The sequence below is a fragment of the Pirellulales bacterium genome, from assembly GCA_036490175.1.
Lineage (GTDB): Bacteria > Planctomycetota > Planctomycetia > Pirellulales > JACPPG01 > JACPPG01.
The window spans coordinates 1-13,176 of the sequence record DASXEJ010000228.1 but is presented as its reverse complement, the minus strand read 5'-3'; the positions used below and the strand labels follow the sequence as shown (position 1 = coordinate 13,176).

10 protein-coding genes and 1 tRNA gene are annotated in these 13,176 nt (G+C 60.1%); 6 read left to right on the top strand and 5 right to left on the bottom strand.

The window, feature by feature from the left end; genetic code table 11:
* Positions 1–1,923 (top strand): Lpg1974 family pore-forming outer membrane protein (locus VGG64_16670; protein HEY1601237.1); only part of this gene is annotated, 1,923 nt, incomplete at its 5' end.
* A gap of 36 nt (positions 1,924–1,959) precedes the next feature.
* Here VGG64_16670 and VGG64_16665 read toward each other — a convergent pair.
* Both VGG64_16665 and VGG64_16660 read right to left on the bottom strand, forming a co-directional pair.
* Entirely contained in the window at positions 1,960–4,023 is a 2,064-nt protein-coding gene (locus tag VGG64_16665; GenBank protein HEY1601236.1) for a thioredoxin domain-containing protein, read from the bottom strand.
* Between the two features lie 223 nt (positions 4,024–4,246).
* Entirely contained in the window at positions 4,247–5,386 is a 1,140-nt protein-coding gene (locus VGG64_16660) for an FHA domain-containing protein (GenBank protein HEY1601235.1), read from the bottom strand.
* 397 nt (positions 5,387–5,783) lie between these two features.
* On the opposite strand from VGG64_16660, the gene VGG64_16655 reads away from it, so the two are divergent.
* Both VGG64_16655 and tig read left to right on the top strand, forming a co-directional pair.
* Positions 5,784–5,856, top strand: a tRNA-Gly gene (locus VGG64_16655).
* Positions 5,857–5,964: 108 nt separating this feature from the next.
* Entirely contained in the window at positions 5,965–7,479 is a 1,515-nt protein-coding gene (gene tig / locus VGG64_16650) for a trigger factor (GenBank protein ID HEY1601234.1), read from the top strand.
* Between the two features lie 58 nt (positions 7,480–7,537).
* Here tig and VGG64_16645 read toward each other — a convergent pair whose 3' ends face one another.
* Positions 7,538–7,756 carry a hypothetical protein gene (locus VGG64_16645; protein ID HEY1601233.1) on the bottom strand — a complete coding sequence of 73 codons (219 nt, stop codon included), beginning with the start codon at positions 7,754–7,756 and terminating at the stop codon, positions 7,538–7,540.
* Between the two features lie 62 nt (positions 7,757–7,818).
* Here VGG64_16645 and VGG64_16640 point away from each other — a divergent pair, with 62 nt between their 5' ends.
* From VGG64_16640 to VGG64_16630, 3 genes are all read left to right on the top strand, one after another.
* Positions 7,819–8,454 (top strand): ATP-dependent Clp protease proteolytic subunit, encoded by a 636-nt coding sequence (locus tag VGG64_16640; protein ID HEY1601232.1) that lies wholly within the window; start codon positions 7,819–7,821, stop codon positions 8,452–8,454.
* Between the two features lie 67 nt (positions 8,455–8,521).
* Positions 8,522–9,124: an ATP-dependent Clp protease proteolytic subunit gene (locus VGG64_16635; GenBank protein HEY1601231.1), complete on the top strand. Its 603-nt coding sequence runs from the start codon at positions 8,522–8,524 to the stop codon at positions 9,122–9,124.
* Positions 9,125–9,472: 348 nt separating this feature from the next.
* Positions 9,473–10,693, top strand: coding sequence for a hypothetical protein (locus VGG64_16630; protein ID HEY1601230.1), 1,221 nt, complete (start codon positions 9,473–9,475; stop codon positions 10,691–10,693).
* 63 nt (positions 10,694–10,756) lie between these two features.
* Here VGG64_16630 and VGG64_16625 read toward each other — a convergent pair whose 3' ends face one another.
* Together VGG64_16625 and VGG64_16620 are read right to left on the bottom strand one after the other, a co-directional pair.
* Complete coding sequence (locus tag VGG64_16625) at positions 10,757–11,104, bottom strand: P-II family nitrogen regulator (GenBank protein HEY1601229.1); 348 nt, start codon at positions 11,102–11,104, stop codon at positions 10,757–10,759.
* Between the two features lie 1,061 nt (positions 11,105–12,165).
* The coding region (locus VGG64_16620; protein HEY1601228.1) for a peroxidase family protein at positions 12,166–13,176 on the bottom strand (1,011 nt) is incomplete at its 5' end.

The following is a 13,176-nucleotide window of genomic DNA, read 5'->3' as shown; positions in this document are numbered from 1 at the left end:
TCCGCCGACGAGCCGTTTCTCGTAATCCCGAAGGGACCTGGCCCGGTCCCGTCGAAGTCACAATCCGCGCCGGGGACGCACGCCAAGGCCTCGGTCGAAGACTCGAGCGCTACCTCGAAGACGTTTTTTGGGGCCAAGACTAAACCGTTGCCTAAACTGGATGCGAACGTCGTGCAGGTATCTGCCGCCGACGAGTCGCCGTCTGCGGCGCCAGCAAAAGGCGCCCCGAGCAAAGCCACGCCTGAGGTCAGCGTCGACCCACAATTCGAGTCGTTCGAGACACCGCCGCCGTTTGACAGTGCTGATGCCGGTTACCATCCCGCGCGTGTACCGCGCAAGGGAGGACCCTGGCACATTAGAGGTAGCGAGCCGGCAGGCCCGCGTAATTTCAATCAACCGCGCTACGGTGGAGCGCCTCCCGAGGCATTATTCAATGGCCCGCAACCCGGCTATCAGCCGGCGCCGCAGATGGCCGGCCGAAGAATTGTCAGTTCGGGGCCAACGGTCTCCGCCGCGCCCCCTGGCACGCCAGCCAGGATGGCGCGCGCCAATGGCACGCCCAGCAGGTCCTCGGCACAAGTCATTCATGATCCTCAGGAGGTTGCATCTGAGGGGGGACCGCCCATCAATGAAGCCGACTCCGGATATCACCCGGCCCGCGTCACGCGCAAGGGAGGCGGCTGGTTCGTAACCGGTAGCGAGCCCGCCGGGCCGCGGAACTTTGCGCCGCGACGATACGAAGTGATGCCTCAAGGGGCATTCCTGGATGATTCGAGTTCGGACGTCCAGCCATCATCGCGCCATGGCGGAAGCTCGCTGGTCGGGCTGGGAGCTATGGAGTCCAGCGTTGCCGGAGACATGGACGGCGAAATGGTGCCCACGCCCGAGCCGATGGACTACGGAGATGGTCCTTCGGTCTTTGCTGACGATGGTGGCATGGGCGGGTCAATGTTCAATGGTGATGAAGAATTTGCGCCGTACTCGCTGCCAGGCCGGAAGTGGGCCATGATCGCCGGCGCGGAGGGGCTGATGCTGCGATCGCACTTCAGCCAGGCCACCGGCATGACCGAGACGATCACCACGCAGAATGGCAACGCGACGACCAAAACCGAGAACTTGATCAATTTCAATCCCGGCTACCAGGGAGCATTTCGCGCCTATTTGGGCTTTCGCAATTGCGCCTGCGGTGACGAAATTCGGTTTACGTATCTGAACTACAATGGCACCGACAGTCTGGGCGGTACGGCCACGGCGAACACGCAGTTTTGCGACTTCTTGTGCAACACCACGCCCAATCCGGGAGACTCGGTGGCGACGCACTTCAACCTGGGCGTGAATGTGTGGGATCTGGACTTTGTCCGACCCTTCTACTTCATGGGAGCCTGCAACGATCGCTGCGGGCCGCGTTGCCATCCGTGGGACCTGCGCTGGTTCGCGGGCCTGCGCGCTGCCTATATCAATCACAACATCAGTTCGACGGTAACGGATGCGGCGTCGGGCACTGGTTTTCTCTCGCAATCCAGCGCCTCGAACAAATTTGCCGGCTTCGGGCCGCGCATGGGTTTACAGGGACGCAAGTATTTTGGCGATCGCGGTCGCATCAGTGTCTATGCCCGAGGCTCGGGCTCGTTGATGGTGGGCAACGTCTATCAGAATGTCATCAGCACGGTGAGTGACGTGAGCATTCCGCAAACCACTGTGTTGGTTGACCGGAACTCGCGAATCATCCCCGTGGCCGAGATAGAACTGGGCGCCACCTGGTGGCTGTTGCCACGGATGGCTGTCTCGGGCGGCTGGATGCTGATGAATTTCTGGGATCTGGGATTGCAAGAGACCGGCAATATCGGCGCCACACCCAACTTGAACAACTCGAACATTCTCGGCTTCGACGGCTTCTTTGTCCGCAGCGAGATCGTGTTCTAGAACTGGATCGGACGCGGCCGATCGCTCGGGCTGGTATTACTTTGGTGCGCCGTTTGGTTGTGGCGCAGCCGGTTTGCCGGTGGCGTGCGCGGCAGAGCGTGCGTCGCTGAGCGCCGACGACGCAAGTACCATGCGCGGCATGGCCGCGGGAGAATCGTTCAGCATTGCCGCGAAAGCGTTGATCGTTTTCTCGGCACGATCCAAGTACTTAGGTCGTTCCACGGCGCGCCCCAAATAGACGAGATTGCTGGCGGTCACGGCATTGCCCGACGGCTGGGCGGAATCGACCGGATCCTTGCTGCGGGCGAGCAACTGCTCGTGATCGTCGGAAGTAAAAAAGAAGCCGCCCTGTTCTGCATCCCAGAACAGCTTGATCTGCATCTTGGTCAGGTCGTCCGCCGCACTCAACCAACGGACTTCGCCCGTCGCCTCGTGCAAGGCTAGCAGCCCATCGACTAAAAAGGCGTAGTCGTCGAGATAGGCGTTCAAATGGGCCTGCCCACCGGCATAGGATCTTTGCAGGCGTCCCTCCGGCGTCCGCAAATTCTTCAGAACGAAGTCGGCGGCTCTGGAGGCCTTTTGCAGGTGCTCAGGCTTGGTCAGCAGTCGGCCCGCGTCGGCGAAGCCGCGGATCATCTGGCCATTCCAACCGGTGAGGATCTTGGTATCTGTTAACGGGCGGGGACGCGCGGCGCGCTTCGCCAGCAGTTTCTCGCGCAGCGTAGTGAGCCGATTTTCAGCAGTCTCGACGGCCAGGCCCGACGCTACCGCCACATCCTGTATCGGGCGAATCTGCTCGATGACGTATCGACCCTCAAAGTTCGGTTCGCCGACCGTGCTGTAAGCCAGGCCAAAGAAGCGGAAGTCATCATCGCTTAGCGTTTCTTTCAGCTCATCTCGCGTCCAGACGTAGAACTGTCCCTCGTCGGCGTCAGTCTCGGCGTCGAGCGCGGAGAAGAATGCGCCTTCGGGTGACGTGAGTTCGCGGCTAATGAACGCCAGCAACTCTTCGGTCACGCGGCGGAAGTCCGCTCGCCCGCTCTGGCGGGCCGCCGCGGCATATACGCTGGCCAGTTGGGCATTGTCGTAGAGCATCTTTTCGAAATGCGGGATTCGCCAATATCGATCGGTGCTGTAGCGGTGAAAGCCGCCGCCGAGATGATCGCGAATTCCGCCGCGAGCCATGTGCTCAATGGTCAAGGTGAACATGCGCCGCGCGGATTCGTCGTTGGAGCGCTCGGCCCGATCGAATAGGAACAACAAGTTCGATGGCTCGGGAAATTTGGGACGCCGCGGGTTTGATTCGCTAAAGCCAAAGCCGCCGTATTCACCATCGAATTGCTCCGCGATCGCCGCCATGGTTTTCGCCGGCACGTCGGCCGCAGGCTCAGCAGCCACGGCCACCCGCTGGCGCAAACTACGCTTTACGGCCGTGGCGACCTGAGCGGCGTAGTCGCTGAGTTCTTGCGGGTTTTTGGCCCACGAGTCCGATACCAGCCTCAGTAGCGATAGCAACCCGGTGACGCGCTGCTTGGTGCCCTGCGGCGCGGTCTCTGTAGCAGGCAGTTCGACGTCTTTATCGCGTGGAGGAAAATAAGTGCCGCCGAAGATCGGCTGCGCATCGGGCGTTAGAATCATCGTCAAAGGCCACCCGCCGTGTCGTCCCATCACCCCCAAGGCGGTCATGTAGATGTGATCGATGTCGGGGCGCTCTTCGCGATCCACTTTGATGCACACAAAGTTCTTGTTGAGTGCCGTTGCCACTTCGTCGTCGAGAAACGATTCACGCTCCATCACGTGGCACCAATAGCAACTTGAATATCCGATGGAAAGGAAGATCAATTTCTTTTCAGCACGGGCCTTGGCTAGCGCCTCTTCGCCCCACGGATACCAATCCACGGGATTGTGCGCGTGCAGCAACAGGTAAGGGCTGGTCTCTTTGGCCAGCCGATTGGCCGCCCGGGTGGACGTGCGGCCGGTCTTGGCGGCCGCCGGAACAGGTTGCGACGGAGGATCTGCACAAGCGATCGATGCGTGCGTCGCGACGTACGCCAGGCAGACCGCGATCGCGCAGAAATCGCTTCGGCGACAGAATCGCATGAACGATCGACACCGCGATGATCGTTTGACAGACATTAATCAACAATCAACCCGGGTGCGATCTGTAGCCAAGACGACACGCCTATTCGGCGTACTCGGACGAGGTTCGGAAGAGGTGACGAGGCACGAAGTGCGCCGCGACTACCCTGCGCCCTCTGCCAAATACCGTGTCACAGCTCATGGTTCATGACAACGAAACGGCGAGCCCGGCTGCTAGCGCAACTTACAAGCCCAGCTCTTTCATGAAGCCCGACATATCCGAGTTTTCGCCCGATGATTTTTCTTCCTCCAACGAGACCTTGGCACCCTTGTCCCCGCCAGTTTGCTTGGCGGGGTTCGTGGGGGGCGCGGGCTCGGCGACCTCGAACGATAGCATATCGCCTGCCTCTTCCTCACTTTCACCGGCTTCTTCAACGGCGGGCAAAGGGGGTGAATCCTCGAGATCTTCCAAGGTGAAGCCGAGCTCGTCCTCAGGCTCGTCCAGCAGGGGGGCGGATTCGGCGGCGCCAGAGACTTCAAATCCCGCGTCATCATCCGCCAGCAACGATGCCAAGTCCGCATCGGCTTCTGCCGGTAAGGCAGCGGGCTCATCCGTCATATCAAACGACAGTATGTCGTCGTCCGATTCCATGTCCGATAGTGCGTCGGGTACGGGAGCCGCTTCCGCAACTTCAGCCGTTGGGGCCGGCAACTCCTCCGACTCGAACGCCATCGCGAACTCGTCTTCATCGAGCGCCATGAGATCGTCCGCGGATTCCGCCGCGTCCGCCAGCAGAGCCTCTTTCTCGATGTGGCCGTTCTGATCGTCAGCGACAGCATCGACCAGTGGCGGCAAGCCGAGTTCGCCCAGATCCTCGCTGCCGAAATCCTCGAACTCCAACTCGCCAGATGGTGGAGTCTCGGAAACATTCACTGCCTGTGCGATCGCCGCGGCCGCTGTCACTTTCGTTGCCGTGATATCCGCGGTAGCTTCGTCCCCCATTCCGTTGTCCGCCGCGTTCGTGCTGTCTGCAGTCACGCCTGCGTCGGTATCATCGGGCGAATCGGCATCGTCTGAACGAATGAAGGAATCGGCAGGTTCATAGTCCGCGCGAAATGTGAGCGGCCCAATGGTCAGCGTATGGCCCGGCTTGACCATCGCCTCTTTAATGGGCGCGTCGTCGACGAGCGTGCCGTTTCGCGAACCGGTATCGCGGACATACAACATGCCGTACCGCTCGAACAGCTCGCAATGCCGCCGGCTCACCGTTTTGTGAGCGATCATCAGGCCGGCGTCGCCGGTGCGACCGACGATTGTCGGCAAGCGCAAGCGGATCTCGGCCTTGTCCGCCTTGCCCGCAACCAAAACCAACTTCGGTCTCATGCCAGCTTTTCGCTCCAAGGGAGTCGGCTGAATCGGGGAGTATCGGATCGTCATGGGAGACAAACGTTGCGTCGCAACCCCTTACTATATAGGGACAAAGACCGCACCGCAACTATTTCTCAGGCAGCCTAGGCGACGAATCGTACCCGCCGGGCACATTCGTGATGCCGCACCATCGCTGGCGGCGCCAGCGATGGCGATCCCTGCCGAGTGAAATTGACGATTTTATCCGCCTGCGGCGACGGACTTTGCGGCCGGTAAATCGCGCGAACTCTTGTGTGCTCCGAGCGTTGTGCAACTGCCCTTGCACGGTCTCCGGTCCAACCTATAATCCGTTTGTCCGATAAGGATTTAAGGGTCGTGGGTGGGGTGTTGCCGCTGCGCGCGGGCGTTTCGCGCGGGTGTAGCTCAGTTGGTAGAGCACGACGTTGCCAACGTCGTTGTCGTGGGTTCGAATCCCATCACCCGCTCTCTTTGGCGGTTACCCGGATCACCCCAGAGCGATGGTTTCAGGCAGGGTTTTGGCGACCGGTCAGCCGGTCGGCAATCCTGCGACATTCAGAAATTGACGAGGCGTCATGTCTGCCAGCAAGGATCAAGAACTCGAAGAAGCCACGGCCGGCGGAGCCGAGGCACCCAGTGCCGAAGCGGTCGAAAAGCTTGGCCTTGCGGTACAGATCGCGAAGAAGAGCGCCTGCGAACGTCATGTAACGGTGACGGTTTCGCGCGAGGACATCGATCGCTATTTCGACAATTCGTTTTCGGAGTTGGTAGGTAAGGCCGAGGTTCCCGGATTTCGCGCCGGGCGTGCGCCGCGCAAGCTCGTCGAAGCCCGATTTCGCAAGGACGTCAGCGATCAGGTCAAGATGTCGCTGCTGATGGACAGCATGACGCAAGTGTCAGAGGACGGCAGCCTCTCGCCGATCAGCGAACCCGATTTCGATCCGGTCGCCGTGGCCATTCCCGAGGAAGGCCCGATGACCTTTGAGTTCGATATCGAGGTGCGCCCCGAATTCGATTTGCCAGAGTGGAAGGGGCTGACGGTCGAGCGGCCGGTGCGCGATTTTACCGACGCCGAGGTCAGCAAGCAACTGCAGGACATGCTGGCTCGTCGCGGCCGCCTGGTGCCACACGAAGGCGCCGCACACGTCGGGGATTACGTGACGGTGAATCTGACCTTCCAGGACGCCGCGGGCGAAGTCATCTCTAGCGCCAAGGAAGAGACGATTCGCATACGCCCGGTGCTCAGTTTCCGCGACGGAAAAATCGAACGTTTTGACAAGCTGATGAAGGGTGTGAAGGCGAGTGAGACACGGGAGGGCGAGGCCAAGCTTTCGGCCGATGCCCCCAACGAAGCACTCCGCGGCAAGACTCTGAAGGCGATCTTCGAAGTGCTCGAAGTCAAGCAACTCGAACTGCCGCAATTGACGCCGGCGTTGCTCGAGGAGCTGGGGGATTTCAAATCCGAGGAAGCATTGCGAGTCGCCGTCAAGGAGCAGCTCGAGCGTCGCTTGCAGTACGAGCAGCAGCGGTTGGCTCGTCAGCAGGTGTTGGGGGCGCTGACCGTGGCTGCCGACTGGGATTTGCCGCCTGAGCTGTTACGGCGTCAGGCCGGTCGAGAGTTGGAGCGGAGTGTTCTCGAATTGCAACGCAGCGGCTTTGGCGAAGCGGAAATTCGCGCTCACGAGAACGAGTTGCGCCAGAATAGTCGCGCCTCGACTGCACGCGCCCTGAAAGAGCATTTCATTCTTGAGCGGATCGCCGAAGCGGAAAAAATCGAAGATCGGCCCGAAGACTACGATCTGGAAATCGAGTTGATTGCCCAGCAATCCGGCGAGAGCCCTCGTCGCACGCGGGCACAACTCGAGAAGCGCGGCCTGATGGACACGTTGCGGAATCAGATCGTCGAACGTAAGGCGATCGACTTGATCCTTTCGCACGCTAAGTTCAAGGAGGTGCCTTACAAGCTAGAGCACTCCGACGCCGAAGCGGTAGATCAGACTCTGGGCGGCGAGGAAGGCGAGACGGATATTCCCGAGGCCAAGCATTCTGGCGGAGCCGAAACATTGCCCAAGTCGCCAGAGCGCGGCTAGTCGTCACTCATGTCAGCGATGTGGCATTTCAACACGGCAGTGCTCTATACGACAGCGCTCAACACGGTAGTTCTAAATACAGTCGCGGGGCACGGAAGTCACGGACGGTAAAGATGATGTGGACGAGCGCGGTGGGCCGGAGGATGCGGCCCGGCAGCTCGATCCGACAGGCGACAAATTGAGTAAATCCTCTCAGCGCGCCAGGACGGCGGCCATGTCGCAACCGTCCTGCCGCCAAACCCAAGGCGGTCGCCTGGCGACCGGTTGCAAGACTCATCAACAGTCGATGCGTACAATTCCTCGACACGGGTACGCACGGGCTGAAAAAAGGGACCATTCATGAATCGCAACTCCGCATACTCACCATTGGACCCGGTGGCCAGCTACCGCGACTATCAGCGGCAGCGGCAGATGACGCTGGGCGACTTGCTGCTCGAGAATCGGATCATCCTTTTACAGGGCGAGATTCACGACGGTAACGCGAACGAACTCGTGATGAAGTTGCTGTATTTGCAGAGCGAGAATCGTCGCAAGGGAATTCACTTCTACATTAATTCGCCGGGCGGCAGTGTCAGTGCCACATTGGCGATCTACGACACGATGCAGATCCTCAGCTGTCCTGTGGCCACGTATTGCGTGGGTCTGGCGGCCAGTGGCGGTGCGGTGTTATTGGCAGGTGGCGCGAAGGGAAAGCGCTACGCCTTGCCGAACGCCAAGATCATGATTCATCAGCCCTACGGCCAGGTTGGTGGCCAGGTGTCCGACATCGAGATCCAGGCCCAAGAGATCCTCAAGACGCGTGACGTGCTCAACAAGATCCTGGCTGGTCATACAGCCCAGCCGATCGAGCGGATTGCCAAGGATACGGATCGCGACTTTTACATGAGTGCCGGCCAGGCCAAAGAATACGGCGTCGTGGATGAAATTCTTACCAAGCCGCCAGGCGACCTGGGCGAGGAAGAAAAGGCCGATTGATCGCTGCCCTTTCCATGCGTGCCTCGCGAAATAGTGGTCGAAACAATTCAGCCAGCGAGTTTTTGCCATGCCACTGATTCCTTACGTGATTGAGAAAAGCGGCCGCGAAGAGCGGGCGATGGATATCTATAGCCGGCTCTTGAAAGACCGCATTATTTTCCTCGGATCGAGCATTAACGACGAAGTTGCCAATTCGATCGTCGCGCAGATGCTGTTCCTGCAATCCGAGGACGCCAAGAGCGACATTCACTTGTACTTGAACTCGCCGGGCGGCAGCGTCACGGCCGGGCTGGCCATCTACGACACGATGCAGTTCATCACTTGCGATGTGGCCACCTATTGCATCGGGCAATGCGCCTCGATGGCAGCCGTGCTACTCACGGCCGGCGCCACAGGTAAACGGAATGCACTGCCGAACTCGCGGATCATGATTCACCAGCCGCTGGCAGGCATGGAAGGCACGGCCGAAGAGATCATGATCCACGCCAAGGAATTCCAGAAGGTGAAGGCCAAGATCAACAGCATCCTGCTCAAGCACACCGGCCATCCTTTGGACAAGATCGAGAAGGACACCGATCGAGACCGTTTTATGTCCAGCGAAGAGGCCCTGGAATACTGCCTGATCGATCGGGTAATCGAGCATATGGCGCCAACGCCGGCCACGACTTAGGTCAGCAGCCGCGCGACGGCCGAGGTCCAAAAATCGCGGCCGAACGAGAGATGATTTTTGAGAAAAACCGGCGGCTTCACATCCCGCACCAAGGCCGCCGGGGCGACGATTGCAAACGGATTCTTAGCAAATCACAAGGACGTGATCCGCAGGTGTTTGCCAGCGCGTGAGCAAAGAGCCTAGCGCGGCTTTAGCGCGAGGCATCTTTGCCTACGGACGACTGCGCAGCGCCTCTCGATGCATGTCCGCGCGTCGAATGCGAGCATTTCTAATCAATCGATAGAGCAAGGCGACCGCCGCATGCTGGCGCTGCGTGCCGGCACGACGGAACCCTTTGCGAGGCTGCCTATGTACCGATGGCATATCACGGCCGCGTTGGGCATGTTGTGCTGCGCCAGTGGCTGCCAGTTTCACCAGCTGCGCAACGCGAACATGGACCTGGAGCGGGAAAACTTCCAGCTCGAGCAGAGACTCGACGAAGTAACATGGCAACTGGAAGACGCCAAGTCCGCTCTCGAGGCGTGCCAGCGAGCGGCCCAGGCGAACGCAGGCGCTGCGCCGACCGCGGCACCGAGGCGTGGACCATTGCGCCCGGCGGTCGACGAGTCATCACCGGCGTCCAGTCCTGATACGAATGCTCCGCCGCGCGTCGAGCTTCCCGATGGCGAAGCCCGCAAGAGATTGCGACGCGAATCGGTGCCCCCCTTTGCCGGCCCACCGCTGATCAGTCCACCGAGCGCCGAAGTGCGGGATGGGACCTTGGGAAAATCAGAATCCGAAGCGCCCGCCGATGAGGCACCGGTGTACGATGCGAAGGGGGAGGAGTCGATCGCGTCTGGGATGGAGTCGCCGGCTAACGAACTTGTCGCGCCCCGCGCAGTTGCGCGACCGAAACTGGTGAACCGGGACCCTCGCGAGCCGATCGCTTCGCTGGTTGTGAATCCCAAGCTGACCGTTTGGCGAAAGCCGCCATCCGACACGTCTTCCGACGGAGGGTTGCAGGTCGTTATCGAACCGCGCGACACGGCCAGCCGATTGACCGAGGCCACCGGCGATATCGCCATTGCGGTGCTCGATCCTTCGCAGACCGGCCCTGCGGCGCGGCTCGCGCGCTGGAATTTTTCCGCCGATGAGGTGGCCACGCACTTCAAGGGAACCGAGGCCGGAGGTGGTCTACACTTTCGCTTGACCTGGCCGGACGCAACTCCAACTGTTGATAATCTGCTGCTGTTTGTTCGATTGACGACGGCAGACGGGCAGCAATTTGTGGCGGAATACGCGCTGCAGCCAACAGCAGAGGCCAATCCCGCCGCGGCCTGGACGGAAGTTGAGAGCCCTGCGCGACGTGACCTGGGCCCTCGGCTCGGCATGAATTCAGCGAGTGGTTGGCAGCGCGCTACGACGCCGCTGCCCGCGCGCGAAGAACCGTCACCGGAAAGCACGCCGCCCCTCACGTCGCCGCCTGCAGCGGTTGAATCGAAAGATGACTCGGTCGGTGAGGGCAACGGAGAATCGCCCAGCAATACGGGCGGCGAGCCAGCCGGTCCCTCGTGGGCACCTTATCGGTAGCTTGATACCGCAATGGCTTTGTTCGTTCAGCTTCGCAGGTAAGTCTCGGTTCGCGCGAGTCGCCTAGATCGCCTCGTTACCGCGCTCGCCAGTGCGAATGCGAATGCAGTCGTCCAAAGGCAGGATAAAGATTTTGCCGTCGCCGATTTCGCCGGCTGGACCGGATCGGCCTCCCTTGATGATCGCTTGGATCGTGGGCTCGACGAAATCCTCATTCACCGCGATTTGCAATTGCACTTTGCGCAACAGATTCACAGAGAACTCGTGTCCGCGGAATGTCTCGGTGTGCCCTTTTTGGCGGCCGAAACCCTGCACGTCCATTACCGTAAGACGAAAAACTTCGACCTCGGTCAAGGCAACCTTGACGGCTTCGAGCCGACTGGGCTGGATAATGGCGATAATCAGTTTCATGCTGGCGCGGCTCCGCGAGGCAAGGGGATGCGTTTGATGGTAGCCGCGACAGCACGGCCCCTCAAGGCCTGCTGCTGCCGGTTGAGCGGGCGGCCGGAGTGGGGGCGGTGGTCGTCGTGCATCCTTTAGGCGACCGTGCGTTGAATTCTGGCACTCGAAGATCGTCGCGTGCCAAGGCAAAACTCGGCTGGTTCATCGGCCGGCTTCTTTATCTCGACAGCGGCGTCCCACGTTGCGACCACAGCGCCGATAAGGCACGCACCGCGACGAAACATAGCGCCGCATAGGGCGCTATGAAGGTGTGGGAACATCGTATCGGTATGCGGCCGATCACGCATTCTGTCTATCACACGACAACCCTGCCGGTAGGATGCGCTGGGCAACCTACTCACCCGAGATTGTGGGCAGACCGTAAATGCAACTCAGCGAGAGTTGCCAAGGAAAGAGAGGCGATCGAAAAGAGACGCCCCAGGCTTGGGTGGGCTAGGCGGAGCGCTCACCCAAGCCATTGGGGCATCCTTCTGGACCGACGGTTATCCCGTGCGGATAATCGATTCGCAATTCGCGTACAAATCCCGATTGCGCGAGATCTGTAATTCGGCGTCTGCAAACACATCCGTGCCTTTGCCGACGCAATGGGTTTTCAACCAGCGTGCCAAAAACTCCGTTCTTGCTGCGGCAATTTCCGCTGCACAATCGTTGAAACCGAAAACGCTTGCGGGCGAAAAAAAGTCACTCGCGGGTGAGGGCCCTTCACCCGCGAGTCACGCATCGCACGCCCACCTCCCCATTAGCAAGCGGTGTGCCGAAGTGCTGTCGCGCTTCAGCGGTTGCGTCGTAGGGCTATGGGCCGCAAGGACTTTCAGAAATTTGCGATATCACATGGGCGACTTTTGTGCCCGCCTGACATTGGGAATTTGCCCGTCAACAAAGCACGGCGCGCCGCGCAATCATGCACGGCTGCGATGGGCCAGAGAAAAGACCCGTACCATTACGCGGCCAGCCGGCCGTCGCGGCGATCATTAACCGCCCGACGGCTCGGCCGACAACCGATACCAGGCTTATAAACCGATGTCTCGCAGGTTGTCGATGATATTCTGCGAGGCAAAAACTTGGTCGACCGCCGCCACGGCCGGACCAAGCCGGGGTGCTGTAGTGCCTACGGCCAAGGCCGATAAACCCACGGCGCCGGTCGAAGAGTTCGCAACCGCGCTCGTGCCATCCACCGTCGGTGCGAGTGCGGAGTTCGTCGCGCCGTCCGTCGCAACGCTCACCACGGGTAATGCGCCGAGCACGTTGCCTGGCGTCCCATGCGGGTTGCTGTGGTGCTGCGGACCTATGGGGGCAGTCGAGTGCGTGGTAACTACACCGGTCATCCTGAAGTTGGCAACGGCTGGATCAGACGGTCCGTCCTGACCCTTTGTGATGTTCACATTGGCGCTGAGCGTCGCCGCATTGCTAAGCTTGCTGCCCGCAGGTGCTACGACTTGCACCGTAAACGATCCCGCGCCGACTTGCTGGAACTGATAGACGCCGCGCGTATTGGTCGTGGTCGTGTCGATGACCTGACCGTTATAGATCAACTCCACGGTTACCCCGGCCATTGGGGACGAATTCTGGCCGTTGGCACCGTTCGTTCCGCCACCTAACAGATGCGTAGTCGTGGCCGACGTCGCGACGACGGTTCCTTGGATGTTGCTATAGAACTGGAACACGTTCGATTGCAGATTCGTGAGCGTGGTGTTCCGCTCGATGATCTGGGCCAGCGTGGTGTTGTTGAGCTGGTTAACCAGGCTGCTCGGATCGGCGTTTTCGTAGAAGAAGCGATCCCCGTCGCGGAGGGCTTCGAACTGCTTGGCGAGAATGGCTTGCTCGGTCTGACCAAGTGACGAACCTGGTAAGTGATTTTCGGCCATCAATCCGACGAACAGCTCGACGTTATTGACGTTGCCATAAACTTGCTTCAGCTCCTGCTGAAGCCGGACGTTGGAGGTGATTTGGGCGAAGGACGTTACGGGCCGCTCTCCCATCGCGATGCGCGCCTGGTTATAAGTGGGATCTCCTTCGTCACG